The sequence below is a fragment of the Bradyrhizobium sp. UFLA03-84 genome, from assembly GCF_002289535.1.
Taxonomy (GTDB): domain Bacteria; phylum Pseudomonadota; class Alphaproteobacteria; order Rhizobiales; family Xanthobacteraceae; genus Bradyrhizobium; species Bradyrhizobium viridifuturi.
In genome coordinates, this window is the sequence record NZ_NSJY01000019.1 from 255,292 (window position 1) to 282,044 (window position 26,753).

Below are 26,753 nucleotides of genomic sequence, written 5' to 3' on the forward strand. Positions count from 1 at the left end.
CGCGCGCTCATTTCGATCGCCCCGGATCGCCATTGCCGGACAGCACCTGCGCGGCGCCGCCGACGCCGCGGCGGAAGGCTTCATCGAAGGTGACGCCGCGGAACTGCCATTTGTAGTCCCGGCCGTGCCAGGCCATCCGCCATTGCGTGGCCCAGCCGAGATCCTTGTCGTCCCAGACCAGTCGCCCGACCAGGGTGGCCTCGCCACCCTGCGGCGCGACGATCGGGGCAAGCTTCGCCGGCTGCGTCTTCAAGAGCTCGGCCGCGGTGACGCCGGCGCTGGTCAGCGCTGCCGCATCCGGCAACACGAAGCGCATGCCGCGCTTGCCGGCCGCGGCCGCGAGCGCGTCGCGCTGCAAATCGGACTGCGTGCCGTCTGATGTGACGATATAATCCTTCGGGCCGTGCAGCATCTCGACGAAGACGCCGAGCACCGGCCGCTGCGATCGCCACGGCTTGAGGCTGAGCCTGGCGAGAATGCCGTCGATCTTGGTCTCGTCGAACGCCACCGTCAGGTCGTACGGCCGGTCGCGGGTGCCCTGCTCGTCATGATGCGGCTTGCCGGCATACTGGTCGTGATAGTCGAAACTGCTGACGAACTCCTTGGCCCTGGATTTATAGCCTGCGAGCCGGCGGTCGCTTGCCAACATCGGCTGGCCGGAGACCTTGATCAGGACGTCCTCCAGGCATGCACCGAAGCCGATGATGCGGTTCGGTTCGCCCTGGCCGGTGACGACGGTCTGCGCGCGATAGAGGCTGTCGTCGGCGGCCGCCATCGTGATGCCGCAACAAATCAATGCAGCGGCGAGCAGCATACGAACCACGCAGCGTGCGAAGGTGGCGATCGGATCGCGCTTCGTCTCAAGCAAGGCAGCCATCGTCACCTCCGCCCGGTTGCTTCATCGCCAGCTCAGATTGGCGTTATTTTTCGGCAGCGCCAAGTTGTTCGGGCATGGGCCATTCCATCGGCCGCACCGCGCTATGGCCACGCGCGGCAGCCATGACATATGCTCGGTGCATGTGCGGCAGCGCCGGAAGCGCTGCCCAGGACAACAACATCCAGGAGACGTCCCGTGAAATGCTATGAGTTGCAAGGCCCCGGCGGCGTCGATGCGCTTGCGCTGGTCGACAAGCCGGTTCCGCAGGCCGGTCCGGGCGAAGTGCTGGTGCGGCTGAAGGCGGCGACGCTGAACTATCGCGACCTGCTCACGGTCAAGGGCGGCTACGGCTCGCGCCAGAAATTTCCGCTGGTACCGGTATCCGACGGCGCCGGCGTCGTCGAGTCGGTCGGCCCCGGAGTCAAGAGCTTCGCGCCCGGCGACCGCGTGACCGGCAGTTTCTTCGAAAGCTGGCTCGGCGGCGAGCCGAGCGAGGCGCGGATGCGCGCAGCGCTCGGCGGCAGCGTCGACGGCGTGCTGACCGAATACCGCGTCTTCCTGGCGCACGCGCTGGTGCGTACGCCGGACCATCTCAGCGACATCGAGGCTGCGGCGCTGCCATGCGCCGGCCTCACGGCGTGGAGCGCGGTGGTCAAGCTCGGCGACATCAAGCCGGGACAGACGGTGCTGACCCAGGGCACCGGCGGCGTCTCGCTGTTCGCGCTGCAATTCGCCAAGATGTGCGGCGCCCGCGTCATCGCCACCTCTTCCAGCGATGCCAAGATCGCGCGGCTGAAACAACTCGGCGCCGACGTCACGCTCAACTACAAGACCACGCCCGACTGGGGCAAGAAGGCGCGCGAGCTGACCGGGCGCGGCGTCGATCTGGTCGTCGAGGTCGGCGGCGTCGGCACGCTGAACGAGTCGATCCGCGCAACCAGAATCGGCGGCACGATCGCCTTCATCGGCGTGCTCGCAGGTCCTGCCTCCTCCGACAGCAGGCTGCCGCTGATGGTGATGCAGCAGCAACGCCTGCAGGGCGTCACCGTCGGTTCGATCGAGGATCTGCAGGCGCTGTGCGACGGCATCAGCATGCATGGCGTCAAGCCTGTCGTCGACAAGGTGTTCGCGTTCGACCAGGTCAAGGATGCGTTCGCCCACATGGCGAGCGGTGCGCATTTCGGCAAGATCGCGATTGCGATCGGCTAGTATCGGCGCGGCCAAGCCCTAGCGCCCCGTGAACTGGGCCTTGCGCTTCTCGACGAAGGCCTTGCGGCCTTCCTGCGCGTCGACGGTTTCGCGGATCACCTGCTGCAGCTCGATCTCGCGACGGAACTGTTCGGCGTAGCTGGCGTGCTCGCTCTCCTCGAGCAGCTGCCGCGTCGCGACCAGTGCGCGCGTCGGGCCGTCGGCGAGGCGGCCGGCGAGCACTCTTGCCTCGTCGAGCAGCCTTGCGTCATCGACGACGTCGCGCACCAGGCCCCACTCCTTGGCCCGCTCGGCCGACAGCGGCTCGTTCAGCAGCATCAGGTCGAGCGCGCGCTGGCGCCCGATCAGGCGCGGCAACAGCCAGGTCGAGCCGAGGTCGGGCACCAGGCCGATCCGGCTGAACACCTGGATGAAGCTTGCCGAGCGCGCGGCCAGGATGATGTCGCCGGACATCGCAAGGCTGAAGCCGCCGCCGGCTGCGACGCCGTTGACCGCGACCACCACCGGCATCTGGCACTCGCGCAAGGCCTGCATCGCCGGCCAATAGTGCTTCATCACGCCGAGATAGATATTGTCGCCGAGCGAGTTGAACGCCTTCAGGTTCTGCCCGGAGCAGAAACCGCGCCCCTCCCCGGTCAGGATCAGGGCGCGAATACCGGGTTCGCCCCCCATCTCGCCGATCGCACGGGCGAGATCGCCGAGCAGTTCCGGCGTCATCGCGTTCAGGCTGTCGGGATCGTTCAGCGTCAAGATGCCGACCTTGCCGTCCCGCTCGCGCTTCACACTGCTCATTTTCCGCTCCCTGAAATTGGTTCTTGTTGTTGCACTGACAGTGCCATGCCTGACATGCTACGCCAACGTGACCCGCCCGCAACAAGAACAGCGAAAGCAACGCCATGTCCGATCAGTTCTCCAACTCGCAAGTGATCCGCAAGCCGGCCGTCAGCGCCAAGGGCGGCATCGTCGCTGCGCAATCGCGCAAGGCGGCCGAAGTCGGCGCCGAGGTCCTGGCAGCGGGCGGCGATTGCGTCGACGCCGTGATTGCAACCACCTTTGCTCTTGGTGTGCTGGAGCCGTGGATGAGCGGCGCCGGCGGCGGCGGCGCGATGGTGCTTTACCGCGCCAAGGAGAACCGCGTCGAGGTGATCGACTACGGCATGCGCGCGCCCGATGGCCTGCGCCTCGATGACTATCCGCTGACCGGCGGCGCGGCCTCCGACCTGTTCCCCTGGGCGCGGGTCAAGGACGACCGCAACCTGCACGGCCCCGGCTCGATCGCCGTGCCGGGCGTGGTCGCCGGCATGGAAGAGGCGCATCGCCGCCACGCCAAAATGCCGTGGAAGGATCTGCTGGCGCCGAGCGTCAAGCTCGCCGGCGAAGGCTTGCAGGTCGATTGGTGGACCACCGACATGATCGCAAGCTCCGCCGCCGATCTGCGGCGCTATCCGGCCAGCGCCGCAGCCTATCTGCAGGATGGCCTGCCGCCGAACGCGCAATGGGGCATCCGCTCGGTGGTCCGCATGCCGCAGGACGCGTTGAAGGCGACGATGGCGCAGCTTGCCGCGGCGGGTCCGCGCGATTTCTACGAGGGCGATCTGGCGCGCAGCATCGCCGACGATATTCAGGCCGCCGGCGGCGCGCTGTCGGTGCGCGATCTCGCCGCCTTCCGGGCCCATCTGCGCGAGCCGCTCAGGATTCCCTATCGCGGCGGCACGGTCTATGCGACGCCGGAACTGACCGCGGGCCCCACCATGGCACGCACGCTCGGTCTGCTGCAGAAGGCGTTGGCGCCGGCGCAAGGCGGCCCGGATGCGGCGGCTTACGCGGCCTATGCCGAGGCACTGCAAGCGGCCTACCGCGAACGCTTGAAGGACATGGGCGACGTCGACGGCCGCCGCGCGCTCGGCGCCGAGGCGATCGCGCCAAGCTGCACCACGCATTTCTCGGCAGTCGACCGCGACGGCAACATGGCCGCCGTGACGCAGACGCTGCTGTCGACCTTCGGCTCCAAATTCGTAACGCCGAACACCGGCCTCACCATGAACAACGGCATCATGTGGTTCGATCCGGTGCAGGGCAATCCGAACTCGCTAGCGCCCGGCAAGCGCTGCCTGACCAACTACACGCCCGTGGTCGCGGAAGCGGCCGATGGCCGCCGTCTCGCCGCCGGCGCATCCGGCGGCCGCCGCATCCTGCCCGCGGTGTCGCAGCTCATCTCCTTCGTGATGGATTTCGGCATGGATCTCGACACCGCGATCCATCAGCCACGCATCGATGCCAGCGAAGGCGCCATTGTGATCGGCGACGTCCGCCTGCCGCAGACCGTGCGCGAGGCGCTGCGCGGCCGCTTCGACTATGAGGAGGCACGCATCCAGACCCAGCCGAAAAAGTTCGCCTGCCCCAGCATCGTGCTGCGCGACGGCACGACAAACAGCGGCGCCACCGAGCCGTTCCATCCGTGGAGCGATGCCATCGCGGAAGGGTGAGAAGGCCGCGGCGCGCACAACAACAACAATCTCGGGAGGCCGTCTTGAACTACGAGCAGATCACATGCGACATCGACGGCCCCCTGATGATCGTCACGCTCAACCGACCGGACAAGCTTAACGCCTACACCGGCACGATGGGCGCGGAGATCGCCGACGCTTTTCAGCGTGCTGACCAGGACGACGACGTCCGCGCCATCATCGTCACCGGCGCAGGCCGCGCGTTCTGCGCCGGTGCAGACGTCTCCGGCGGCGCCAACAGCTTCGACACCTCCGGCAGCCACGGCGCTGGCGTGTTCGCAAGCGCCGGCCAGCGCAGCGGCCGCTTCGTCGAGGCGATCTTCAACTGCCGAAAACCCTCGATCGCCGCGATCAACGGTGCTGCGGTCGGCGTCGGCATCACCATGACGCTGCCGATGGATGTCCGCATCGCCTCGCGCGGCGCCAAGATCGGCTTCATCTTCGCGCGCCGCGGGCTGGTGCCGGAGGCCGGCAGTGCCTGGTTCCTGCCGAAGCTCGTCGGGCTGCCGCAGTCGCTGCGCTGGTGCCTGTCCGGCCGCACCTTCGAGGCTGACGAGGCGCAGGCCGGCGGCCTCGTCAGCGAGGTGGTCGAGCCCGACGCCCTGCTCGAACGGGCGCGGCAGATCGCCCATGAGATGACGGCGGAAACCTCGGCGGTGTCGGTCGCGCTGACCCGCCAGATGCTCTGGCGCTTCGCCGGCGCACCCGACCCGCTCGAACTGCTCGCGATCGACAAGCCGATGTCGGTCGAGCGCGGCAGCCACGCCGACGTGCGCGAGGGCGTGCAATCCTTCATCGAGAAGCGCAAGCCGGCCTTTCCCGGCAAGGTCTCGCAGGACATGCCGAGCCAGTATCCGTGGTGGCCGGCGGCGGAGTGAAGCGTGATCTGCACCGTCGTCCCGGTGAAAGCCCGGGACCCATACTCCGCGGCAGATGTTGTCGGCGGGACTCGTCGTTGCAACATCGCATAACAATCATCATTTGTGGTTATGGGTCCCGGCCTTCGCCGGGACGACACCGAATGTATTGCGCGGCCGATGGGTCATACATCCGCGTTCTCGCGCCAATATCTGCCCGAGCTTTCCAACGGACGCTGCGGCGCGTGACGCGTCTCCTCCGCTGCGCTATGGTGAGAAGCCTCATTCAACGATGAATTGGAGCACCGCCGGATGATTACCTGCTACCTGCGCTATGAGATCAGGCTGGGCAAGCTCGCCGACTTCGAAGCCTATGCTGCGATGTGGCTTGAGCTGCTGCCGCGGTTCGGCGGCGTCCATCACGGCTACTTCCTGCCGTCCGAGGGCGCGAGCGACGTCGCGCTGGCGATGTTCAGCTTTCCGAGCCTCGCGGTCTACGAGCAGTATCGAAAGGATTCCGCCGCCGATCCGGATGTGCAGAAAGCGATCGCTTTCGCAAAGGAGACCGGCTGCTTCACGCGCTATGACCGGTCGTTCTTCCGGCCGTTGTTTCCGAAAGCGGCCGAGCAGCAAGCGCGGTGACCGGATTGAGTGAAGCACGTGCAGACGTACCGCCCGGCGCGCAACTTCTCGGACGCGAGTGGCTGGGCTTCGACGGCGAGGTCACCTCGATCCGCTTCGAAGCGAAACCTTCGTTCACCAACCGGCATGGCACGATCCAGGGCGGCTTCCTCGCCGCAATGCTGGATTCGGCCACGGGCCTCGGCGCGCTTGCAGCCCTTCCCGCAACACAGACGGTGATCACCAAGACCCTCGCTACGCGATTTCTCAAGCCGGCGCGCACAGGTCCGATCACGGCCAAGGCGAAGGTCCTCTCGCAGACCGGGCGCGACATGATCGTTGAAGCCGACCTGATCGATGCGGAGAACGTAACGGTCGCCACCGCCACCGCCGAGTTGCGAATTCTCGACAAGCGATAGCCATATGCGTTGGTCTGCCTTTTTGTTGTCCGCTCTGGCGTTGCTCAGCCTCTCCGCCGCACAGGCGGCCGGACTGCGGGCTTTCAACGTTCCCGCGAGCAGTGACGGGCCCGCGATCAGAGGGGTGGTATGGAGTCCCTGCGCTGAGACGCCGCGCGAGATCGATGCCCGCGGCGGCCGAACATTCTTCGGCGTGAACGACTGCCCGATTGTCGGGACAAAACTTCCCCTCATCGTGATCTCGCATGGACGACGCGGATGGCTCGGCGGGCATCACGACACCGCCGCTGCGCTGGCGGATGCCGGCTTCATGGTGCTGACGTTCAATCATCCGACCGACACTGAACGCGACACCAGCGGCACCGACAGTCTTGCCGCTACGGTCGAACGGCCCGCCGACATCAAGCGCGCGATCGACTACGCGCTTCAGGGATGGCCCGATGCTGCTCACATCGACGCCGGACGAATCGGCCTCTACGGTTTCTCCTGGGGCGGCTACACCGCCCTCGCGGCGATTGGCGGCGTGCCCGATCTCCGCAAGGACCTGCCGAACTGCCATACCTCGAGCTTGCGCGCCTGCAAGGAACTCGAAAGCGGAGAAAAGCCGAGTGGACCGGTCGTCCATGATCCGCGGATCAAGGCCGCCGTCATCGTCGATCCCTATCCTGTGCTGTTCTTTGCGGCCGAGAATCTGAAAGCCGTGACGATTCCGATCCAACTATGGAGCTCGGACCCCGCGCAGAAAGCCGACGGCCTCTCCGGATGCTGTGCCGCCCCCATCAACGACCGGCTTCCGGCCAAACCGGACTTTCACCTGGTGAAGGACGCGAAGCACTTCTCTTTCCTCGCGACTTGCACGCCGGAGGAGACAGCGAAGATGGCCGGCATTTGTACCGACGCGCCGGGCTTCGACCGCGTCGCCTTTCATCAGCGCTTCCACGCCGCGGCCATCGCGTTCTTCAGGATGCACCTCGGCGACGCCGGGGTGCGCTGACGAACGCGGTTGGCCCCCGAGCCGGCGGTGGCGGCGGCTCGCCGGAATGCATGCCGATGGAGGAGGATCGAGTCTTACCGATATCGAAGCCTCCACGCATCGCATTCGCCTAGGCGGGTTTCTGCACCAGAGCCGCATCGAAGCCGACCCTCGGAAAGTGAAGATTCACTTTGCCGACCGAGGGGTCTTCGTGCCGGATCACAATCTCATCTTGTGTCCATGCGAGAATGTTTCCATGCACGGGATTGCCGTAGTCATCGGGAGTGACGCTGACCCAGTCGCCTCGCCGAATTCCGACATTCTGCGCTTCCGATGACCAGCTGTCGGGTTCGCTCGGTTGATGGCCACGGGCAACCTCGATCGCCTCGTCTGGCGTCATGTCCGTGTGCCTGCCGTGCCCAAGAGCCGCAACGCGTGCATACCAGGGGTCAACAATATCAGCGAAAGCAATCAGCTTCGCGATCTCCGGGCCGCCATTTTGACGCGCAAACCAGATCGGATGATAGACCGATAAGTCGGCCGCTGAAGGATCGTTTCCGAGGACAAACTTGCGGCCATCAGCGAGAACCTCGGCAAGCCACGCAAGATGGGCATTGAGCCGCTGAAAATAGATCGCCCGTTTCGGAAGCAGCACGTCCGGGTCCAGATTGACACGGAACAGCGGACGCCGTTCGTCGACCAGCTCCTGCGGGATTTTTCCGCCCATGTTGCCGATGGTGAGGCACACCGCATTCAGGAAGGAGCCCTTCTCGATCCACCAGCCGAAGACCTTGGCGAGGCCCTCCTGCCCATTGGGATAAAGCGCGGTCGGGCCGCCCAGCTTTTCGATGACCTGAAGTATGAGCAGCGTATCGCAATAGAACTCTGCTCCGATTTGGAGGATCGGCGTGCGCCGATAGCCTCCCGTCATCGGCGTGAGCTTGGGACGCGGCGTCCAGACCGGGATCTCGACCGAGCGCCAGCTCTGGCCCTTGAGGCCCAGAGCCAGGCGCGTCTTCTCCGAATAAGGCGAGAGCTGGTAGTGATGCAGAATGACTTCGGACATGGGTTTCTCTCCCTGGGATTTACCTTGAGCCGAACTACTTCTGCGGCGCGGGCAGTTCGACACCGAGAAACTCGAACGCAGTCTCGCCGTTGGTCCAGCCATGCAGGGTATTCGGCTGAAAGACGATCACGTCGTCCGGCTTGTAGGCGACTTCACCAATCTGCCCGCCGCCCTTGTCGTTCAGGGACAGCTTGCCGCTTCCGCTGATGACATAGAGGATGTAGGGCAGCGCGCCGTCGTGAACGGCAATCGAGCCTTTGGCGTCGACGTGTCCGCGCATGACGTGGGTGGCCGCCCCGGGTAGGTCATAGAGCATTCCATAGTTGAAGCCCTGGTTCTGCTTGCCGTTGGGCATCACCGGCACGGCTGCAAGCGCGGATGCCTCCTTCTTCACGGCGACCGGGTTGTTTCCCTGACCGTTCTCGATGACATAGATTCCGCCGGCGCATGCTGGAACGGTGGCGGCAAGTGCAGCCAGCAACGTCGCAGCACAAACTAGACCACGCATATCTTCCTCCCTCGTTGATCACTTGTTTGAAGTCATGAGTCGAGCGCGGCTCCGGGCCGCTGGCAGCAGCGGCCCGCCGATGGTGCGGATTGAACGCCGGATCAGCCTCCGGTGCGCGCATCCAGGAAGAGTTGCGTGAACGGCTTGGCCAGGACGGGCTCGAGCTTCGGCACAATGGCCTTGATATCGGGCGTGACCATGTGGGCGTCGAGCGCAGCCTTGTCCTTCCAGCGCTCGAACGTCAGGAAGCGGCCCGGCTCGCCGATCACTTCCATCAACGTGTAGACGATGCACCCCGGTTCCTTGGCCGACGTTTCGGCAAAGGGAACGAGCAGCGCGCGCAGCTCATCCGCTTTGTCCTTCTTGGAGACGATCTCCGCAATCACGAAGTAGCCGCTCTGTCCGGCAGCCTCGGCCGATGAGGCAACCAGAACCGCGGCCGCCACGGAACCGATGGCGGCAGCTCCCACAAAGGCACGGCGATCCATTTCCGACATGCAATTCCTCCCCTCTCTGTTTGTTTTCATTTGCAATCCGGCCGTTGAATGCGCGCGGGCCGGATGCCTCATGTCCATGAGGTACAAATAATTTGCACGCAAAATAATGAGAGTCAATGCTTTGTGGTATGATATGCTGTAACCACAGAAAATTGTGCCCGTTCGGCTTGGCTGACGCGACGGCTAACGATAGGATTTGGCTCAACGATTTGTTGTGCCAGCGGACTGACAGGAATGAAGACCCGAACGACGAACGCGCGACGCGAACCAAGGAATCGCCCTTCACAGGGCTCCATCGCACCGGTCGAGATGCCGGGCCTCGACAGTCACCTTTGCTTTGCGCTCTACAGTGCAAGCAACCACATGACGCGGCTGTTCGTCCCGTTCCTGAAGAAGCTTGGCGTCACCTATCCGCAGTATCTGGTTCTGGTCGTGCTTTGGGAGCGCGGAGCACGGGGCGTCGGAGACCTGGCCTCGGCGCTGCAAATGGACCTCGGCTCGCTCTCGCCGATGCTCAAACGTCTTGAAGCCAAGGGATTGGTGACACGGCGGCGACAGCCCAACGATGAGCGGCGCGTGCTTGTCGATCTAACTGCCAAGGGCGTGTCGCTTCGCCAGCGAACCGAGCAGATGCTGGGCGAGTTCTACTGCTTCCTCAATATGCCCCTGGATGAGCTTTTCGACCTGAAGGACCGGCTACGCCACTTCGTGAACTCGGCGGGGCCCAAGGAGACCGCACCGTCGCCCGTCAAGCTCACGGAGCCGGCGCTTTGAAAGCGCCGCAGACGATCTCTCTTACACCCCGAGCTTGTCCCGCACCCGCCCGGTCAACACCGCGGCGGTGACGCCGACCCGCCAGAACGCGTGCATCGGCATCGGCTTGATGCCGGTCACAGGCATGTCGATCTCGGCCTTCGGGCCGCCGATCAGGCGGCGGGCGAGTTGCGCGCCCATCGCAGTCGATAGCGCAACGCCGCGGCCGTTGCAGCCGAGCGAGATCAGCAAGTTCTCCGCCGGCTCATGGACATGCGGATAATGATCGGCAGTGATGGCGAGGCGGCTGTTCCAGCCATGGGTCCAGCTGACGCCCTTGAGCTGCGGCCACAGCCGCTCGGCGTAGCGGATCAGATAGGCGACGTCGGTCGGCTTGCTGATCCAGCGCATCGGGCCGCGGCCGCCCATCAAGAGGCGGTTGTGCTGGTCGATGCGGTAGTAGACGGTGATATGGCCGCTCTCGTAGAGCACCGGGCGCGTCGGCATGATCGAACGCGCGACCTCGTCGGATAGCGGCGCGGTGGCCGCGATCGACGAGAACACCGGCACGATGGTGCGGCGAAGCGCGGGCCAGAGATCGTCGGTGAAGCCATTGGTCGCGAGCAGCACCTTGTCGGCGTGCACGATAGCGCGCGGGGTTTTGATCCGCCAACGGCCGCCGTCACGGTGCAGCGACAGCGCCGGCGTCTCGCCATGGACGGCAACGCCGGCTCCGATTGCGGCGCGCGCCAGGCCGCGGGCATAGCTCAGCGGATGCAAATCGCCGCCACGGGCATCGAGCATCGCGCAGAGATAGCGGTCGCTGCCGGTCATCGTGCGCAGCTCGGCGGCGTCGAGCAGCTTCACCGGCATGCCGCGCCGGATGCACTGTTTCGCGGTGGTTTCGATTGCGGCAGCACTCGCCTCATTGTAGGCGGCGCGCAGCGTGCCGTTCTGCCGCGCCTCGCAGGGGATCTGGTAGCGGCGGATCAGGTCATGGGTGAAGTTGGTGGTGCCGTAGGAGAATTCGATCATGCGGCGGCCGAGATCGGCGCCGAAATCCCGCTCGATCTGGTCGGGGTCGTGCTTCAGCCCGGGATTGGTCTGCCCGCCATTGTTGCCGGAGGCGCCCCAGCCGGGCTCCTGCGCCTCAAGCACGGTCGCGTGCACGCCCTGCTCGGCGAGGTGCAGCGCGGTCGACAGGCCGGTGAAGCCGCCGCCGATGATCGCGACCGGCACGCTCTTGTCCGTCGTGAGCGGTGGCGTCGGCGTCGCCTCCACCGCGGTGTCGGCATAGAGACTCGGGGGCAGCGGGAGACGTTCAGGTGCATTCATAGAGAGTACCGGATCATAGCGGATGCAGCACGCGGCGCAGGAAATCCTGCGTGCGTGGGTGCTGCGGTTGGTTGAGGACGGATTTGGCGGCGCCCTGCTCGACGATCACGCCGCCGTCGATGAACAGCACGCGATCGGCGACGTCGCGGGCAAAGTCCATCTCGTGCGTGACCACCACCATGGTCATGCCGTCGTCGGCGAGCTTGCGCATCACCGACAGCACGTCTCCGACCAGCTCGGGATCGAGCGCGGACGTCGGCTCGTCGAACAGGATCGCCTTCGGCTGCATCGCCAGCGCGCGGGCGATCGCGACGCGCTGCTGCTGGCCGCCGGAGAGCTTTGGCGGGTGCACCTCGGCCTTGTCGGCGAGACCGACCTGCGCGAGCAGCGCACGACCGCGGGCAATCGCCTGCTCGTGCGGCTCCTTCTTCACATAAAGCGGGCCCTCGATGACGTTCTCGAGCGCGGTGCGATGCGGAAACAGGTTGAAGCGCTGGAACACCATCGAGACCTGGGTGCGGATCGCGACGATCGAGCGGTCATTGCTGTCGACGCGCGCGCCCTCGACGCTGATCTCGCCGCGATCGTAGCTCTCGAGCCCGTTGATGCAGCGCAGGATGGTCGACTTGCCGGAGCCCGAGGGACCGATGATGCAGACCACCTCGCTCTTGGCGACCGAGGCGGTGATGCCCTTCAGCACCTCGACCTTGCCGAAGCTCTTGTGGACGTCGTTGAGCTCGATCATTTGCGGTTCGCCTTGTTCTCGAAGTGCCGAACCAGCAGGATGAGCGGAATGCTCATGGTGAGGTACATCAGCGCCACCAGCGTGAACACGCTGGTATTCTTGAAGGTCGAGGAGGCGATCAGCTTGCCCTGCAGCGCGAGCTCGGCGACCGTGATGGTGGACGCCTGCGAGGAATCCTTCAGCATCATGATCATGATGTTGCCGTAGGGCGGCAGGATGATCCGGACCGCCTGCGGCAGCACCACGCGGCGCATGGTGAGCCACCAGCCCATGCCGATGGTCTGCGCCGCCTCGATCTGCCCCTTGTCGATCGCCTCGATCCCGGCGCGGAAGTTTTCCGCCTGATAGGCCGAGTACGCAATGCCGAGCCCGATGATCGCGGCCTGCAGCGCCGAGAGCGCGATGCCGAAATCCGGCATCACGAAATAGATGTAGAACAGCAGCACGATGATCGGGATGCCGCGGATCACATTGATCAGCGCGGCGCTGAGCCAAACGAGGATGCGGATGCCGGACACTCGCATCAAGGCCCACACCAGCCCGAGCACGGTCGACAGCGCGAGCGAGCCGACCGTGACGACGATGGTCAGCCAGACACCCTGCAACAGGATCGGCACGAACTCGACGGCGTCGTGGAAGAATTTTTGCATCGGCTCAGAGATATCCAGTCCCGTTACGCTCGACCGTCATGCTGAGGTGCGAGCCTTGCGGCGCGCTTGCGCCGCTGGGCGAGCCTCGAAGGATGCACGCCCCGGCTGGTGGCCGTCGACCCTTCGAGGCTCGCTCCGCGAGCACCTCAGGGTGACGGATCACGGTCTCACGACGCGTTGGCCTTCTGGCCCCATTTCTCCAGGATCTTTGCAATCGTGCCGTTGGCCTTCAGCTTCGCCAGCGAGGCGTTGATCTTGGCGAGCAGTTCGGTGTCGCTCTTGCGCACGCCGATCGCAACCGTGCCGACGGTGACGGGCTTGTAGCCGTCGACCAGGCGGACGTCGGCGAAATTGCCCTGCTGCAGATTGTAGGCGAGGATCGGATAGTCGGCGAAGCCGGCCTTGAGGCGGCCGGCATTCACGTCGCGCAGGATGTCGGGAATGGTGTCGTAGACCTTGACCTCGCTGAACAGCCCGGTCTTCTTCAGCGCATCGACGAACGCAGTGCCGACCTGGGCGCCGACCACCGTGCCTTTCAGATCCTCCTGCGAGGCGTAGGCCTTGGTGTCGGTCTTCGGCACCACCAAGCCTTCACCGTAGGTGTAGACCGGCTCGGAGAAGTCGATCACCTCCTTGCGGGCGGCGGTGGCGAACATCGCCGCGGCGATGATGTCGATCTTGTTTGCGGTCAGCGAGGGGATCAGCGCCGAGAACTGCATCGGCTCGATCTGCACGGTAAAGCCGGCGTCCTTGCCGATCTCGGTGGCGAGATCGACCATGATGCCCTGGATCGAATTGGTCTTGGTGTCGAGGAAGGTGAAGGGGATGCCGGTCGGCGTCGAGCCGACCTTGAGCACCTGCTGCGCTTGCGACGGCGCGCTCAAGGCAAGGGCAAGCGCCGCGACCGCGGCCTGAACGAGACGTTGAAACGACATCGCACCACCTCCCGAGATCGGCCCCGGCGCCGCATCGCCCGCTGTATCGGCGGTTTTGGTTGCGGGCGACGCCGTTCCGGCCTATTTTCACCAATATGAAATTGTGGTCACGAAACCGTGGCCAATGCAAGCGGTTTTCATGCACATGAAGGAAGCTGTGTGACGTGAGCGGCGGCAAGAGAATGCGCAAAGGCGCGGCAGCGAGGCCCGCGACGGCACGCCGCGCCGCCAAGAAACTGCCGAGCAAGCCGGCCGAGCCGGCGATGGATCTGGCGGTCGGACGCCGCATCCGCGACCTGCGCCGCACCAAGCAGATGTCGCTGGAGGTCGTTGCCGCGCGCACCGATTTGTCGATCGGCTTCATCAGCCAGATCGAGCGCGGCCTGTCGTCGCCGTCGCTGCGCGTGCTGGCGACCTTGGCCGACGTACTCGGCGTCGGCATCGCCGCGCTGTTCGGCGCGACGCCGAAAGATGACGGCGCCGGCGGTGTCGTGACCCGCGAAGTGCAGCGCGCCGAGCTGAAACTGTGGCGCACCGGCATTTCAAAGCAATTGCTGAGCCCGGCCGGCAGCGAGAGCCGCCTCAACCTGTTCCTGGTGCATCTCGACCCCGGCGGCAACACCGGCGACGAGTTCTACACCCATGACGGCGAAGAGGCCGGCCTCGTGCTCCAGGGCGAGATGACGCTGACTGTCGATACCGAGACCTGGACGCTGAAGCAGGGCGACAGCTTCCGCTTCGCCAGCCGCAGGCCACATCGCTTCTCCAATCCGGCGCGCGATGCGAAGGCTGTGGTGCTGTGGGTGAACTGCGTGACGGCGGCGGGGTAGGCAGTCCCCGTTCTCTCCACTGTCGTCCCGGCGGAGGCCGGGACCCATTACCACGAATGGGAGTGAATGCGCGACGCTGGGGCCGCAGCCTTCAAAAACAACACGACCCTGTGGTTATGGGTCCCGGCTTTCGCCGGGACGACACCTGTTGTTACGGAGCCCGCACCTCAAGCCGCGTCAGCCCAGGCCCATCACCACTTCCTCGATCTTGATCGGGAAATTCCGCACCCGGATGCCGGTGGCATGGAAGACGGCGTTGGCGACTGCGCCGGCGCTGCCGGTGATGCCGATCTCGCCGACGCCCTTGATGCCGAGCGGATTGACGTGCGGATCGTGCTCGTCGACCGTGATCACGTCCATCGGCGGCACGTCGGCATTCACCGGCACATGATACTCGGCGAGGTTCGCGTTCAGGATGCGCCCCGAACGATGGTCCATCACCGCCTCCTCGTGCAGCGCGAACGAGAGGCCCCAGATCATGCCGCCGCGCAGCTGGCTCTGCACCATCAGCGGATTGATGATGCGGCCGGCGGCGAACGCACCGACCATCCGCGTGGCGCGGATCTGGCCGAGCTCCGGATCGACCTTGACCTCGGCGAACACGGCGCCATGCGCGTGCATCGCATATTGCGATTGCGCCGCCGCGTCGGCCGCACCAGTGCCGCTGCCCTCGACCTCGGCGACGCCGGCGCGCGCCAGGATCTCGGCAAAGCTTTCGCTGCGCGCATCGTCGTCCCGGCGATAGAGCCGTCCACCCCGCGCCACCACGCCGGCGTTGCCGGCGCCGAACAGCGGCGAGCGCTCATCCGAGGTCGCAAGCTCGGCGAGTTTTGCGATCACGGCAGCACCTGCGTTATGGATCGCGGCGCCGACGGTTGCGGTATGGCCCGAACCGCCGGCGATGCCGGCGTCGGGCAGATCGGAGCTGCCGGAGCGGAACGTCAGCTGATCGAAATCAAGCCCGAGCGAATCGGCCGAGATCTGCGCAAGCGCAGTCCAGGCGCCCTGCCCCATGTCGTGCGCGCCGGTCTCCATCACGCCCTTGCCGTCGGCGCGGATCACCGCGCGCGCATTGCCCTGGAACATGATCGCCGGGAACGTCGCGGTCCCCATGCCCCAGCCGACCAGAAAACCGTTCTCGTCACGCATCTGCCTCGGCTGCAGCGGACGTCCCGCCCAGCCGAAACGTTCCGCCGCCTTGGCGTAACACTGGCGCAGCGCCTTGGAGGAGAACGGCTTGCCGGTGGTCGGCTCGACCTCGGCATAGTTCTTCAGCCGGAACTCCAGCGGATCGATGCCGCAGGCGAACGCCGCCTCGTCGATCGCGCTTTCCAGCACGATCGATCCGGTGGCCTCGCCCGGCGCGCGCATGAACAGCGGCGTGCCGGTGTCGACGCGCACGGCTTCATGCGCGGTGCGGATCGCCGGGCTGGCATAAAGCGTGTGCGAGGCGTCGGCCGCTGGCTCGTAGAAATCGTCGAAGCTCGAGGTTGTGACGCGCGCCTCATGATTGATCACAGTCAGCGCACCGGCATCGTCGGTGCCGATCCGGATGCGCTGGCGGGTCGGCGGACGGTGGCCGACCGGACCATACATCTGGCTGCGCCGCAGCACGAGCTTGACCGGACGCCCGATCAGCTTGGCGGCCATGATACCGAGCACCTGCGGCCCGGAGATCAGCCCCTTGGAGCCGAAGCCGCCGCCGAGGAACGGGCTGTTGATATGGATGTTCGCCGGCGGAATGCCGAACAGCCCGGCGATGCGCATCTGCGCGAAGCCCATACCCTGGCTCGGCGTATCGATGAACAGCCGGTCGCCATCCCACACCGCGACGATCGCATGCGGCTCCATCGCGTTGTGATATTGCGCCGGGGTCTCGTAGGTGGAGTCGGTCAGCTTCGATGCCACAGCCATGCCGGCATTGATGTCGCCGTGACGGACCTCGGCAGGATTGCCGATTCCGACCACCGGCGGTGCATAGGCCTCGCCGGCGTCGAAACCGACGCGTGAGATCTCGACCTGGTAACGCGGCGACAGCAGCGCGGCACCTTCGGTCGCGGCCTCCAGCGTCTCGGCGATCACGACCGCGATCGCCTGGTTGGCGTAGCGCACCTCGTCGCTCTGCAACAGTTCCATGCGGAAGGCGAACGGATTGCCCTTGGCGTCGGGATCTTCCGCGAGCTCGGGCTTGTGCGTCGGCGTCATCACGTCGATCACGCCGGGATGGCGCTTGGCGGCGGCGACATCGAGCGATTTGACCCGGCCGCGCGCGATGCAGCTGGTCGCGATCACGGCATAGACCATGCCGGGCGGATGATTGTCGGCGGCATAGCGCGCCTTGCCGGTGACCTTCAGCACGCCGTCGGTGCGGGTTAGCGGTTGGCCAATGTTCGAGCCATGTCGGATATGGGCGGGGTCGCGGGTCAGACTGATCTCAAGCGTCATGCGTCACGCTCCTGCAACGGACGAGAAGGGAGAGCCGGGCAGCGCGGCAATGCGGTCCGGCGTGCCTCTGGCAGCAAGGGTGAGCGCGCGCACGACGATGCGCTGCGCGAGCTCGATCTTGAAAGCGTTGTCGCCGGACGGCTTTGCGCCTGACAGCGCGGCACGCGCCGCCTCGCGATAAACAGCCGCATCCGGTGCGGCACCCGCGAGCACCTGCTCGGCCTCGCGCGCCCGCCACGGCTTGGCCGCGACGCCGCCGAGCGCGAGCCGGGCTTCGCGGATCTTGCCGTCCTCGATGCGCAGGCCAGCTGCGGCCGAGACCACGGCGAAGGCATAGGAGGTGCGCTCGCGGACCTTGATGTAGCGGGCATGCCTGGCGAAGCCTTGCGCCGTGGCCGGCAGCCGCAGCGCGACGATCAGATCGCCGCGCTCGAGCGCGGTCTCGCGCTCCGGCGTCTCGCCGGGCAGGCGATGCAGCTCCCCGAGTGGCAGCTCGCGCCGGCCGGCCTTGCCTTCGATCTCGACGACGGCGTCGAGCGCGACCAGTGGCACGGAGAAGTCCGACGGATGGGTTGCGATGCAGCCCTCGCTCCAGCCGAGCACCGCGTGCAGGCGATTCTCGCCTTTGAGCGCGTCGCAGCCGGCGCCCGGCCAGCGCCGGTTGCAGGCGCTGCCAGCGTCGTAGAAATAGGCGCAACGTGTCCGCTGCATCAGATTGCCGCCGACGGTCGCGGCATTGCGCAACTGGGCGGATGCGCCCGACAGCAGCGCCTCGGCGACCGCCGGATAGTTGCGCGCGAACTCGGCGTCATGCGCGAGATCGGCATTGCGCACCAGCGCGCCGATGCGAAGCGAACCGTCGGCGAGGCGCTCGATGCGATCGAGCCCAGGCAGTCGCGTCACATCGACGAGGACGCTCGGCCGGCTGACGCCGCCTTTCATCAGATCGAGCAGATTGGTGCCGGAGGCGAGATAGGTCGCGCCCTTCTCGGAGGCCGCCGCGATCGCATCCGCGACACTGGCCGGCCTGACATAATCGAAGTTCATCATGCGGAGCGCCTCTGCTTGGGAGCGTTGATGTCGGCCTGTGCCTCGAGCACGGCCTCGGTAATCCCCTGATAGGCGCCGCAGCGGCAGAGATTGCCGCTCATGCATTCGCGCACCCGCTCCGGATCGTCGCCGGCCTGCCCCTCCTGGATCAGGCCGATGCCGCTCATGATCTGGCCCGGCGTGCAGAAGCCGCACTGGAAGCCGTCATGAGCGATGAAGGCGGCCTGCACCGGATGCAGCTCGCCGCCGCGCCCGACGCCTTCGATGGTGACGATCTCGGCGCCGTCATGGCTGACGGCGAGCGCGAGGCAGGAATTGATGCGGCGGCCGTCGACCAGGATGGTGCATGCTCCGCATTGGCCGCGGTCGCATCCCTTCTTGGTGCCGGTGAGGTCGAGCCGCTCGCGCAACAGGTCGAGCAGAGTGACGCGGGGATCGTCGAGGACAATTTCCCGGCGGACGCCGTTGATGGTGAGACTGAGAGGGAGATTCATGCAGGGCTCCGATCCGTGTATGGTCGGGTTGAATCGAGGCAACGCGAACCCGTGGCCGCCGATCCAGGGGTCGGCGCGCCTTGTCAGGCCCGGTGCTGGTCGCCATATACGGAGGCATCCTCCGTTTACAAGGGAGGGTGAAAAGAAAAAGGAATGGCCGGTTCATCACCAGAAATTGTCCGCAAGCCGCGCGCCGATGCGGTGCGCAACCGCGAGCGCGTGCTGGAAGCAGCCAAGGCCGTGTTCTCGGCCGGCGGCAGCGAGGCTAGCCTGGAGGCCGTCGCGCGCCATGCCGGCGTCGGCATCGGCACGCTGTATCGCCACTTCCCGACCCGCGAGGCGCTGTACGAGGCGGTCTATCGCCGCGAAGTCGAGCAGCTCGGCGATCTGGCCGAGCAACTACAGAACGCGCCCGAACCGGTCGAGGCGTTGCGGCGCTGGCTGCGTGCCAATGTCCAGTTCGTCGCGACCAAGAAGGGCATGGTCGCCGCGCTGGCGCTGGTCGCGGCCGCCTCGAGCGAGCTGCAGGCCTATTCGTTCGATCGCCTGACCAAGGCGATCGGCACCCTGCTATCGCGCGCGGTTGCGGCCGGCGCGATCCGCGACGACATCAGCGCCGAGGACGTGCTGCGCGCGCTGATCGGCATGTGCTACATGCACGACCAGCCCGGCTGGCAGACCACCGCGCTCAGACTGTTGGACGTGTTCGTGGACGGCTTGCGGGTGCGGCCAGCGGCCAAGGCGGCGGCGAAGGCCGGCCGGAGACCGTCGCGCAAGGCATAGCTGGCCGGACGCGGTCAAAAAAGAAATCGGCAAATGTGAAAAAGTGCACAGACGATCTGCCTGGCGTCCGGCTAGATCGTAGCATTGACGCGTCCAAGCTCATATTTGCTCTAGTTCATATTTGCGATCCAGCCCGGCCAGCGCGCCGGGCTTTTCGTTGATCCATCGCAGTCGGCCGAACCGCACAGATATATCGTAATAAGATATATCACGCGCCAAGCACACGTTTGACGGCTGTCCAACATCCGCCAATTGAACGAAGGTCGAATGGGTCATCCGACGTTTCCATTCGCACGTCGTCCCCGGGAATGAGTATGCTGGCAAAAAACAGGTAGACGCGAAGGCCAACTCCGCGATCTGCCGACCGGCCATGGCGAGGAAAACGCGCGTTCGCGCTCGAGCTTTCGAGGACGACTCCCGGCATTCGGGAAAAGATGCGCCTGCCGTTCATTTGGATTGCAGAAATGAACGAGAGCATCTCATCTCCGTTTATCCGCTACCCCATTGGCACCTCGCTGCTGATGGCCGGCGTTCTGTTCGTCGGCATGGTCGCCTATCCGCTGCTGCCGGTGGCGCCGCTGCCGCAGGTCGACTTTCCGACCATCCAGATCTCCGCCAGCCTGCCCGGCGCCAGCCCCGAAACCATGGCCTCCTCCGTCGCGCAGCCGCTGGAGCGGCAATTCGCGCAGATTCCCGGCATTGCCCAGATGACCTCGACGAGCTCGCTGGGGTCGACCGCGGTCACCATCCAGTTCGATCTGAACCGCAACATCGACGGCGCCGCCAACGATGTCCAGGCGGCGATCAATGCCGCAGGCGGCCAGTTGCCCAAGAACCTGCCGTCGCCGCCGACCTATCGCAAGGTCAACCCGGCGGACTCGCCTGTCCTGATACTGTCGGCGACCTCCGACACCCTGCCGCTGATCAACGTGAGCGATGCGGTCGACGCCCAGCTCGGGCAGCAGATCAGTCAGATTTCGGGTGTCGCCCAGGTGTTCATCGGCGGGCAGCAGAAGCCCGCCATTCGCGTGCAGGTCGATCCCGCCAAGCTGGTCGCCAAGGGGCTCTCACTGGAAGACATCCGCGGCCAGATCGCCATCACAACGACCGACAGTCCGAAAGGCAACATCGACGGCGCGAGCCGCGCCTACACGATCTACGCCAACGATCAGCTGCCGGATGCCAAGGACTGGAATGACGTCATCGTCGCCTACCGCAACGGCGGCCCGTTGCGGATCCGCGACATCGGCCGGGCCGTCGCCGCGCCGGAAGACATGAAACAGGCCGCCTGGGCCGATGGCCAGCGCGGCGTGTTCCTCGTCATCTTCAAGCAACCCGGTGCCAATGTCATCGGAACGGTCGACAAGATCAAGGAACAACTCCCGAGACTGATCGCCGCCATTCCGCCCGCCATCAAGATCAAGATCATCAGCGACCGGACGTTGACGATCCGCGCGGCGGTCGAGGACGTGCAGATCACGCTGCTGATCACCATCGTTCTCGTCGTCATGGTGATCTTCCTGTTCTTGCGCAGCTTCTGGGCCACGGTGATTCCGGCGGTCACCGTGCCGCTCGCGCTGCTCGGCGCCTGTGCGCTGATGTGGGTGTTCGGCTATACGCTCGACAATTTGTCGCTGATGGCCTTGACGATCGCGGTCGGCTTCGTGGTCGACGACGCCATCGTCATGCTGGAAAACATCACGCGCTATGTCGAGCAGGGCGAGCGGCCGCTCGCCGCGGCCCTACGAGGCGCGGGCGAGATCGGGTTCACCATCCTGTCGATCAGCATCTCGCTGGTCGCGGTGCTGATCCCGCTGCTCCTGATGGGCGGCGTGATCGGCAGGCTGTTCCGCGAGTTCGCGGTGACCCTGGCAATGGCGATCTTCGTCTCGCTGGTGGTGTCGCTGTCGCTGACCCCGATGATGGCATCGCGCTTCCTGCGCGCGCATGCCGAAACCAGGCACGGCCGGCTCTACCAATGGAGCGAAGCGGCGTTCGATCGGATGCTGCACGGCTATGAGCGCGGCCTCGATCTGGCTCTGCGCTGGAGCCGCACCACGCTGTGCATCTTCTTCGCAACGGTGGCCCTGTCGGTCTATCTGTTCGTGATCATCCCCAAGGGATTCTTCCCGCAACAGGACAACGGCTTCCTGATCGCCGTATCGCAGATGGCGCAGGATATCTCGTTTGCCGACATGAAGCGGCATCAGGAGGAGCTCAGCAGGATCGTGCGGGCCGATCCCGCGGTCGACAGCATGGCCGAGTTCATCGGCGGCGGCGGCACCGCGCTGAATTCGGGCCGCATGTACATCACGCTGAAGCCGCGCGAGGAGCGTAACGCGAGCGCCGAGCAGATCATCGCACGGCTGCGGCCGAAGCTCGAGGCGGTCGAAGGCGCGCGGCTCTACATGCAGGCCTCGCAGGACGTCCGGCTCGGCGGCCGCGCCACGCGGACGCAGTTCGAGTACACGCTGCAGGACGCCAACCTCGCCGAGCTGAACGAATGGGCGCCGAAGATCCTGGCTAGGCTCAAGACCCTGCCCGAACTGCGCGACGTCGCCACCGACCAGCAGACCGAGGGCACGACGCTGACGATGACCATCGATCGCGACACCGCCTCGCGCTTCGGCATCCAGCCGCAACTGATCGACGACACGCTTTACGACGCGTTCGGTCAGCGCCAGGTGACGCAATACTTCACCCAGCTCAACAGCTATCACGTCATCCTCGAGATCCTCCCCGAACTGCAGGGCAAGCTCGATACGCTCAACAAGCTCTACATCAAGTCGCCGACGACCGGCGACGAAGTGCCGCTCTCCGTGTTCGCCAAATGGACGACGGTTCCGGTGCGCCCGCTCGCGATCGCCCACCAGGGGCAGTTTCCGGCGACCACGATCAGCTTCAACCTCGCGCAAGGCATGGCACTGGGCCAAGCCACCGATGCGATCCAGAACGCCGTCGCCGACCTGGGCGCCCCGGGCACGCTCAGCTCGAGCTTCCAGGGCACCGCGCAGGCCTTCCAGCAATCACTGAGCTCAGTGCCGCTCCTGATCCTGGCCGCGCTGGTCGTGGTCTATCTGATCCTCGGCATGCTCTATGAAAGCTACATCCATCCGCTCACGATCCTGTCGACGCTGCCGTCGGCCGGGGTCGGCGCGCTGGCGATCCTGATGGCGTTCGGGTTCGATTTCAGCCTGATCGCGCTGATCGGCATCATCCTCCTGATCGGGATCGTGAAGAAGAACGGCATCATGATGGTCGACTTCGCGATCGCCGCCGAACGCGAGGAGCATCTGTCGCCGCAGGAATCGATCCGGAAGGCGGCGCTGCTGCGCTTCCGCCCGATCATGATGACGACGATGGCAGCGCTGCTCGGCGGCGTTCCGCTGATGCTGGGCACCGGAACGGGATCGGAAATCCGTCAGCCTCTCGGCTATGCGATGGTCGGCGGCCTGATCGTGAGCCAGGCGCTCACGCTGTTCACGACGCCGGTCGTGTATCTCTACCTCGACCGGCTCTCGAACGCGCTGTCGAGCTTGACGGCAACCAAGCAGGACGACGATGCCGAACCGCAGGTGAAGAACGCCGCCGAATAGCGGTTCGCCGGCGACCGCGACACCTCACCCGAACCTGTGATCGTAGCGCGTGATCGACAGCTCCTTGGTGTCGATCTCGGGCGTCTTCCCGGAGAGCATGTCGGCCAGCACCCGGCCCGAGCCGCAGGCCATGGTCCAGCCGAGCGTGCCGTGGCCGGTGTTGAGGTGCAGATTGTCAAAGCGCGTCGCGCCGATCACGGGCGGGCCGTCCGGCGTCATCGGGCGCAGGCCGCACCAGAAGGTGGCCTTGGCAAGATCGCCGCCGCGCGGAAACAGATCAGTCAGCGAGTGATCCAGCGTCGCGCGACGCGCGTCGTAGAGCTTGGTCGAATAGCCCGAGATCTCGGCGGTGCCGCCGACCCGGATGCGATCGCCGAGCCGTGTGATCGCGACCTTGTAGCTCTCATCCATCACGGTCGATTCAGGCGCGCCGCTGGCGTCCTTGATCGGCACCGTGATCGAGTAGCCCTTCACCGGGTAGACCGGCAGCGAGATGCCGAGCGGCCGCACGAGATGCGGCGAATGGCTGCCGAGCGCGAGGACATAGGCGTCCGCGGTCATCACGCCCGCGCTGGTCGCAACGCCGGTGATGCGGCTGGCATCCGCGTTCAGCCCGTCGATACCGACATTGAAATTGAAGCGCACGCCGATCTTCTCGGCTTCCAGCGCCAGGGCCTGCGTGAACATGTGGCAGTCGCCGGTCTCGTCATGCGGCAGCCGCAGCCCGCCGGCGAATTTCTGCTTCACACCGGCCAGCGCAGGCTCGGCGGCGATGCAGCCCTCGCGGTCGAGCACCTCGAACGGCACGCCGTACTGCTTGAGCACCGCGATGTCATCACCGGTGCCATCGAGCTGCTGCTGGTAACGGAACAGTTGTAGCGTGCCTTTCGCGCGCTCATCGTAGCGGATGCCGATCTCGTTGCGCAGCGCCTGCAGGCAGTCGCGGCTGTATTCCGCGATCGGGATCATGCGCGCCTTGTTCACCGCGTAGCGCGCCGTGGTGCAGTTGCGCAGCATCTTGAGCAGCCACAACCACATCACGGGATCGAGCTTCGGGCGGATCACCAGCGGGCCGTGCTTCATCAGCAGCCACTTCACCGCCTTCACCGGCACGCCGGGGCCGGCCCAGGGCGACGAATAGCCCGGCGAGACCTCGCCGGCATTGGCAAAGGAGGTTTCCAGCGCAGGCTTCGGCTGACGGTCGATCACCGTCACCTCATGGCCGGCGCGCGCGAGATAGTAGGCCGACGTGACGCCGATCACGCCACTGCCGAGAACAAGGACCTTCACTTTTCCTCACATCCTGCAGCGAAAACGCAATCGCCGCTGCGAAACCAGTCTGCTTCGCAACGGCGACAGCAATTTGTAGAGCTAGCGATTATCTCGCTAGCAATTATCAGGCCACGCGCTTGATCGAGTCGCCCAGGATCGAGACGATGTCGTCGATATGCGACTTCTCGACGATCAAGGGCGGCGACAGCGCGAGCGAGTCGCCGCTCATGCGGAAGTAGAGGCCGGTGTTGAAGCAATCGACCATCACGTCGTAACCGCGCGCGCCGACGACGCCGTCACGCGGCGAGAGCTCGACCGCGCCCATCAGACCCTGGTTGCGGATGTCGACGACGTTCGGCAAGCCCTTCAGCGAGTGCAGGGCATCGCGCCAGTAGTCGGCAATCGAGGCACCACGGGTCAGCAGGGCCTCGTCCTTGTAGATGTCGAGCGTGGCGAGACCCGCCGCGCAGGCCACCGGATGCGCCGAATAGGTGTAGCCGTGGAACAGCTCCATGGCGTTGTCGGGGCCGACCATCAGCCCGTCATGGACCTGGCGGCTGGCGAACACCGCGCCGCACGGCACGGTGCCGTTGGTGATGCCCTTGGCGGTCGTCATCATGTCGGGCGTCACGCCGTAGAAATTGGCGGCGAACGGGGTGCCGAGGCGGCCGAAACCGGTGATGACCTCGTCGAAGATCAAGAGGATGCCGTGCTTGGTGCAGAGCTCGCGCAGCCGCTGCAGATAGCCCTTCGGCGCCGGCAGCACCGCGGTCGAGCCGGGCACCGGCTCGACGATCACCGCGGCGATGGTGTCGGCGCCATGCAGCGCGACCATCCGCTCGACGTCGTCGGCGAGCTCGGCGCCATGATCCGGCTGGTCCTTGGCGAAGGCGTTGCGGGCGAGATCATGGGTATGGCGGATGTGGTCGACGCCCGGCAGATGGGTCGCGAACTGACGGCGGTTGGCGACCATGCCGCCGACCGACATGCCGCCGAAGCCGACGCCGTGGTAGCCGCGCTCGCGGCCGATCAGACGGGTACGGGTCGGCTGGCCGGCGGCGCGGTGATAGGCCAGCGCGATCTTCAGCGCGGTATCGACCGACTCGGAGCCCGAATTGGTGAAGAAGATCCGGTCCAGCCCCTTCGGGGCGATCTCGGCGAGACGCTCGGCGAAATCGAACGCCAGCGGGTGACCCATGTTGAAGGACGGCGCGAAGTCCAGCGTGGACAGCTGGCGCTCGACCGCGGCCGCGATCTGCGGGCGGCCGTGGCCGGCGTTGACGCACCAGAGGCCGGCGGAGCCGTCGATCACCTGGCGGCCGTCGACCGAGGTGTAGTACATGCCCTTGGCGGAGGAGAACAGCCGCGGCGCTTTCTTGAACTGCCGGTTGGCCGTGAAGGGCATCCAGAACGAATCGGTCTTGATGGTGTTCGGAATCTGATGAACGGTCACGGCGGCGCTCCATTGTTGGTTAGCGTAGTCGGACCACTCTTCACGGCACTCAACAAGTCCTTTTCTGTCGCACCGCAAGCCATTGATCTTGTTGAGGCGGTCTGCGAAGATTTGTTCGATCCGCAACACCTGCAACAGGGATCCTGTCATGAGCGTCGACATCGGCGGTCGGCTTCGATTCATCCGCGCGCGGCACAAGCTGTCGCAGCGCGAGCTCGCCAAGCGCTCCGGCGTGACCAATTCGACGATCTCGCTGATCGAATCCAACCAGATGAACCCGTCGGTCGGCGCGCTCAAGCGCATCCTCGACGGCATTCCGATGGGGCTTGCGGAATTCTTCGCGATCGAGCCGGAGCGGCCGCGCAAGGCGTTCTACCGCGCCGACGAGCTCACCGAGATCGGCAAGAAGCCGATCTCCTACCTGCAGATCGGCGACAGCCTGTTCGGACGGGCGTTGCAGATCCTGAAAGAGCGCTACGAGCCCGGCAGCGACACCGGACGGGTGCCGCTGGTGCATGAGGGCGAGGAAGGCGGCATCGTGGTCTCGGGCCGGCTCGAGGTCACGGTCGACGACGAGCGGCGGGTGCTCAACGCCGGCGACGCCTATTACTTCGAGAGCCGCCGCCCCCACCGCTTCCGCTGCATCGGCGCCAAGCCGTGCGAGGTGATTTCGGCCTGCACGCCGCCGACGTTTTGACGCTGGACTATCCTTGCGTGCATGAATAAAATAATGCGCCTACTGGTGTATTAGTTCAAATTGCTTGCTTCTGGATCGTACAGCGGCGGCGAGAATGCGCGTCGCAGTTTGCAGACAACGGGATCTTTCCCGCAGACCGTAAAGCGTCAGCGCTTGTTCACGAAGGCCGCGACCGCCTCAT

The 26,753-nt window shown here is 65.5% G+C and carries 26 protein-coding genes; 11 read left to right on the forward strand and 15 right to left on the reverse strand.

The features are described from left to right. Positions 1 to 7 precede the first annotated feature (7 nt). The gene (locus CK489_RS38820) at positions 8 to 877 is read right to left on the reverse strand and encodes a DUF2066 domain-containing protein (protein ID WP_095736018.1); all 870 of its coding nucleotides are present in this window, start codon (positions 875 to 877) and stop codon (positions 8 to 10) included. A 195-nt stretch (positions 878 to 1,072) separates the two neighbouring features. On the opposite strand from CK489_RS38820, the gene CK489_RS38825 reads away from it, so the two are divergent. Beyond that, a complete protein-coding gene (locus tag CK489_RS38825; RefSeq protein ID WP_095736019.1) occupies positions 1,073 to 2,086 on the forward strand; it encodes a zinc-dependent alcohol dehydrogenase family protein in 1,014 nt (337 codons plus the stop codon). 18 nt (positions 2,087 to 2,104) lie between these two features. On the opposite strand, the gene CK489_RS38830 is transcribed toward CK489_RS38825, so the two are convergent. Continuing rightward, entirely contained in the window at positions 2,105 to 2,878 is a 774-nt protein-coding gene (locus tag CK489_RS38830) for an enoyl-CoA hydratase-related protein (protein WP_095736020.1), read from the reverse strand. A gap of 104 nt (positions 2,879 to 2,982) precedes the next feature. Here CK489_RS38830 and CK489_RS38835 point away from each other — a divergent pair, with 104 nt between their 5' ends. The 5 genes from CK489_RS38835 (at position 2,983) to CK489_RS38855 (ending at position 7,484) form a co-directional block, all read left to right on the forward strand. After that, entirely contained in the window at positions 2,983 to 4,572 is a 1,590-nt protein-coding gene (locus CK489_RS38835; RefSeq protein ID WP_095736021.1) for a gamma-glutamyltransferase, read from the forward strand. Between the two features lie 44 nt (positions 4,573 to 4,616). Then, positions 4,617 to 5,471, forward strand: coding sequence for an enoyl-CoA hydratase-related protein (locus CK489_RS38840; protein WP_095736022.1), 855 nt, complete (start codon positions 4,617 to 4,619; stop codon positions 5,469 to 5,471). A gap of 291 nt (positions 5,472 to 5,762) precedes the next feature. Next, entirely contained in the window at positions 5,763 to 6,092 is a 330-nt protein-coding gene (locus CK489_RS38845; RefSeq protein ID WP_095736023.1) for an NIPSNAP family protein, read from the forward strand. Next, positions 6,089 to 6,490 carry a PaaI family thioesterase gene (locus CK489_RS38850; RefSeq protein WP_095736024.1) on the forward strand — a complete coding sequence of 134 codons (402 nt, stop codon included), beginning with the start codon at positions 6,089 to 6,091 and terminating at the stop codon, positions 6,488 to 6,490. The genes CK489_RS38845 and CK489_RS38850 overlap by 4 nt, the downstream gene beginning before the upstream one ends. A 124-nt stretch (positions 6,491 to 6,614) precedes the next feature. Further along, positions 6,615 to 7,484: an alpha/beta hydrolase family protein gene (locus tag CK489_RS38855; protein WP_245350726.1), complete on the forward strand. Its 870-nt coding sequence runs from the start codon at positions 6,615 to 6,617 to the stop codon at positions 7,482 to 7,484. Positions 7,485 to 7,593: 109 nt separating this feature from the next. Here CK489_RS38855 and CK489_RS38860 read toward each other — a convergent pair whose 3' ends face one another. The 3 genes from CK489_RS38860 to CK489_RS38870 all read right to left on the reverse strand — a co-directional run bounded on the left by CK489_RS38860 (position 7,594) and on the right by CK489_RS38870 (position 9,534). Beyond that, a complete protein-coding gene (locus CK489_RS38860; RefSeq protein ID WP_158226562.1) occupies positions 7,594 to 8,529 on the reverse strand; it encodes a glutathione S-transferase family protein in 936 nt (311 codons plus the stop codon). A gap of 34 nt (positions 8,530 to 8,563) precedes the next feature. After that, positions 8,564 to 9,037, reverse strand: a complete 474-nt coding sequence (locus CK489_RS38865) for a cupin domain-containing protein (protein WP_128089466.1) — start codon at positions 9,035 to 9,037, stop codon at positions 8,564 to 8,566. Positions 9,038 to 9,138: 101 nt separating this feature from the next. Next, positions 9,139 to 9,534 (reverse strand): putative quinol monooxygenase, encoded by a 396-nt coding sequence (locus CK489_RS38870; RefSeq protein WP_158226563.1) that lies wholly within the window; start codon positions 9,532 to 9,534, stop codon positions 9,139 to 9,141. 234 nt (positions 9,535 to 9,768) lie between these two features. Here CK489_RS38870 and CK489_RS38875 point away from each other — a divergent pair, with 234 nt between their 5' ends. Next, complete coding sequence (locus tag CK489_RS38875; RefSeq protein WP_094193740.1) at positions 9,769 to 10,308, forward strand: MarR family winged helix-turn-helix transcriptional regulator; 540 nt, start codon at positions 9,769 to 9,771, stop codon at positions 10,306 to 10,308. Positions 10,309 to 10,329: 21 nt separating this feature from the next. On the opposite strand, the gene CK489_RS38880 is transcribed toward CK489_RS38875, so the two are convergent. From CK489_RS38880 to CK489_RS38895, 4 genes are all read right to left on the reverse strand, one after another. Then, positions 10,330 to 11,622 (reverse strand): NAD(P)/FAD-dependent oxidoreductase, encoded by a 1,293-nt coding sequence (locus tag CK489_RS38880; RefSeq protein WP_095736028.1) that lies wholly within the window; start codon positions 11,620 to 11,622, stop codon positions 10,330 to 10,332. A gap of 13 nt (positions 11,623 to 11,635) precedes the next feature. Continuing rightward, positions 11,636 to 12,367, reverse strand: a complete 732-nt coding sequence (locus CK489_RS38885; RefSeq protein ID WP_095736029.1) for an amino acid ABC transporter ATP-binding protein — start codon at positions 12,365 to 12,367, stop codon at positions 11,636 to 11,638. Further along, positions 12,364 to 13,017, reverse strand: coding sequence for an amino acid ABC transporter permease (locus CK489_RS38890; RefSeq protein ID WP_050626647.1), 654 nt, complete (start codon positions 13,015 to 13,017; stop codon positions 12,364 to 12,366). The genes CK489_RS38885 and CK489_RS38890 overlap by 4 nt, the downstream gene beginning before the upstream one ends. 167 nt (positions 13,018 to 13,184) lie before the next feature. After that, on the reverse strand, positions 13,185 to 13,952 hold the full coding sequence (locus CK489_RS38895; RefSeq protein ID WP_095736030.1) for an ABC transporter substrate-binding protein: 768 nt from the start codon (positions 13,950 to 13,952) through the stop codon (positions 13,185 to 13,187). Positions 13,953 to 14,134: 182 nt separating this feature from the next. On the opposite strand from CK489_RS38895, the gene CK489_RS38900 reads away from it, so the two are divergent. Then, positions 14,135 to 14,782, forward strand: coding sequence for a cupin domain-containing protein (locus tag CK489_RS38900; RefSeq protein ID WP_198961132.1), 648 nt, complete (start codon positions 14,135 to 14,137; stop codon positions 14,780 to 14,782). Positions 14,783 to 14,959: 177 nt separating this feature from the next. Here CK489_RS38900 and CK489_RS38905 read toward each other — a convergent pair whose 3' ends face one another. The 3 genes from CK489_RS38905 to CK489_RS38915 are packed head-to-tail and all read right to left on the reverse strand — an operon-like array spanning position 14,960 to position 18,771. Continuing rightward, positions 14,960 to 17,227 (reverse strand): xanthine dehydrogenase family protein molybdopterin-binding subunit, encoded by a 2,268-nt coding sequence (locus tag CK489_RS38905; protein WP_095736032.1) that lies wholly within the window; start codon positions 17,225 to 17,227, stop codon positions 14,960 to 14,962. A gap of 3 nt (positions 17,228 to 17,230) precedes the next feature. Then, positions 17,231 to 18,277: an FAD binding domain-containing protein gene (locus CK489_RS38910; RefSeq protein WP_050626645.1), complete on the reverse strand. Its 1,047-nt coding sequence runs from the start codon at positions 18,275 to 18,277 to the stop codon at positions 17,231 to 17,233. Continuing rightward, positions 18,274 to 18,771, reverse strand: a complete 498-nt coding sequence (locus CK489_RS38915) for a (2Fe-2S)-binding protein (protein ID WP_095736033.1) — start codon at positions 18,769 to 18,771, stop codon at positions 18,274 to 18,276. Before CK489_RS38915 ends, CK489_RS38910 begins: the two co-directional genes overlap by 4 nt. A 153-nt stretch (positions 18,772 to 18,924) precedes the next feature. Between CK489_RS38915 and CK489_RS38920 the strand changes: the two genes are divergently transcribed. Next, positions 18,925 to 19,554, forward strand: coding sequence for a TetR/AcrR family transcriptional regulator (locus tag CK489_RS38920; protein ID WP_095736034.1), 630 nt, complete (start codon positions 18,925 to 18,927; stop codon positions 19,552 to 19,554). Between the two features lie 99 nt (positions 19,555 to 19,653). Here the strand turns inward: CK489_RS38920 and CK489_RS41620 are convergent, their stop codons facing one another. Further along, a complete protein-coding gene (locus CK489_RS41620; RefSeq protein ID WP_157860875.1) occupies positions 19,654 to 19,830 on the reverse strand; it encodes a hypothetical protein in 177 nt (58 codons plus the stop codon). A 188-nt stretch (positions 19,831 to 20,018) separates the two neighbouring features. Between CK489_RS41620 and CK489_RS38925 the strand changes: the two genes are divergently transcribed. Next, positions 20,019 to 23,150 carry a multidrug efflux RND transporter permease subunit gene (locus tag CK489_RS38925; RefSeq protein ID WP_095736035.1) on the forward strand — a complete coding sequence of 1,044 codons (3,132 nt, stop codon included), beginning with the start codon at positions 20,019 to 20,021 and terminating at the stop codon, positions 23,148 to 23,150. Positions 23,151 to 23,174: 24 nt separating this feature from the next. Here CK489_RS38925 and CK489_RS38930 read toward each other — a convergent pair whose 3' ends face one another. Together CK489_RS38930 and aptA are read right to left on the reverse strand one after the other, a co-directional pair. Further along, positions 23,175 to 24,440 (reverse strand): D-amino acid dehydrogenase, encoded by a 1,266-nt coding sequence (locus tag CK489_RS38930; RefSeq protein WP_050626642.1) that lies wholly within the window; start codon positions 24,438 to 24,440, stop codon positions 23,175 to 23,177. Between the two features lie 106 nt (positions 24,441 to 24,546). Then, entirely contained in the window at positions 24,547 to 25,875 is a 1,329-nt protein-coding gene (gene aptA, locus CK489_RS38935) for an omega-aminotransferase AptA (RefSeq protein ID WP_095736036.1), read from the reverse strand. A gap of 148 nt (positions 25,876 to 26,023) precedes the next feature. Here aptA and CK489_RS38940 point away from each other — a divergent pair, with 148 nt between their 5' ends. Beyond that, positions 26,024 to 26,572 carry a cupin domain-containing protein gene (locus tag CK489_RS38940; RefSeq protein ID WP_018273259.1) on the forward strand — a complete coding sequence of 183 codons (549 nt, stop codon included), beginning with the start codon at positions 26,024 to 26,026 and terminating at the stop codon, positions 26,570 to 26,572. The last annotated feature ends 181 nt before the right edge of the window (positions 26,573 to 26,753 follow it).

Bases quoted from the DNA above. Each gene is read 5' to 3' on its own strand.
- CK489_RS38870 (WP_158226563.1), bottom strand. From the start codon at position 9,534: ATGTCGGAAATGGATCGCCGTGCCTTTGTGGGAGCTGCCGCCATCGGT.
- CK489_RS38885 (WP_095736029.1), bottom strand. From the start codon at position 12,367: ATGATCGAGCTCAACGACGTCCACAAGAGCTTCGGCAAGGTCGAGGTG.
- CK489_RS38845 (WP_095736023.1), top strand. From the start codon at position 5,763: ATGATTACCTGCTACCTGCGCTATGAGATCAGGCTGGGCAAGCTCGCC.
- CK489_RS38875 (WP_094193740.1), top strand. From the start codon at position 9,769: ATGAAGACCCGAACGACGAACGCGCGACGCGAACCAAGGAATCGCCCT.
- CK489_RS38925 (WP_095736035.1), top strand. From the start codon at position 20,019: ATGAACGAGAGCATCTCATCTCCGTTTATCCGCTACCCCATTGGCACC.
- CK489_RS38820 (WP_095736018.1), bottom strand. From the start codon at position 877: ATGGCTGCCTTGCTTGAGACGAAGCGCGATCCGATCGCCACCTTCGCA.
- CK489_RS38890 (WP_050626647.1), bottom strand. From the start codon at position 13,017: ATGCAAAAATTCTTCCACGACGCCGTCGAGTTCGTGCCGATCCTGTTG.
- CK489_RS38835 (WP_095736021.1), top strand. From the start codon at position 2,983: ATGTCCGATCAGTTCTCCAACTCGCAAGTGATCCGCAAGCCGGCCGTC.
- CK489_RS38940 (WP_018273259.1), top strand. From the start codon at position 26,024: ATGAGCGTCGACATCGGCGGTCGGCTTCGATTCATCCGCGCGCGGCAC.
- CK489_RS41620 (WP_157860875.1), bottom strand. From the start codon at position 19,830: ATGACCCATTCGACCTTCGTTCAATTGGCGGATGTTGGACAGCCGTCA.
- CK489_RS38895 (WP_095736030.1), bottom strand. From the start codon at position 13,952: ATGTCGTTTCAACGTCTCGTTCAGGCCGCGGTCGCGGCGCTTGCCCTT.
- CK489_RS38915 (WP_095736033.1), bottom strand. From the start codon at position 18,771: ATGAATCTCCCTCTCAGTCTCACCATCAACGGCGTCCGCCGGGAAATT.
- CK489_RS38905 (WP_095736032.1), bottom strand. From the start codon at position 17,227: ATGACGCTTGAGATCAGTCTGACCCGCGACCCCGCCCATATCCGACAT.
- CK489_RS38865 (WP_128089466.1), bottom strand. From the start codon at position 9,037: ATGCGTGGTCTAGTTTGTGCTGCGACGTTGCTGGCTGCACTTGCCGCC.
- CK489_RS38920 (WP_095736034.1), top strand. From the start codon at position 18,925: ATGGCCGGTTCATCACCAGAAATTGTCCGCAAGCCGCGCGCCGATGCG.
- CK489_RS38860 (WP_158226562.1), bottom strand. From the start codon at position 8,529: ATGTCCGAAGTCATTCTGCATCACTACCAGCTCTCGCCTTATTCGGAG.
- CK489_RS38900 (WP_198961132.1), top strand. From the start codon at position 14,135: ATGCGCAAAGGCGCGGCAGCGAGGCCCGCGACGGCACGCCGCGCCGCC.
- CK489_RS38830 (WP_095736020.1), bottom strand. From the start codon at position 2,878: ATGAGCAGTGTGAAGCGCGAGCGGGACGGCAAGGTCGGCATCTTGACG.
- CK489_RS38880 (WP_095736028.1), bottom strand. From the start codon at position 11,622: ATGAATGCACCTGAACGTCTCCCGCTGCCCCCGAGTCTCTATGCCGAC.
- CK489_RS38910 (WP_050626645.1), bottom strand. From the start codon at position 18,277: ATGATGAACTTCGATTATGTCAGGCCGGCCAGTGTCGCGGATGCGATC.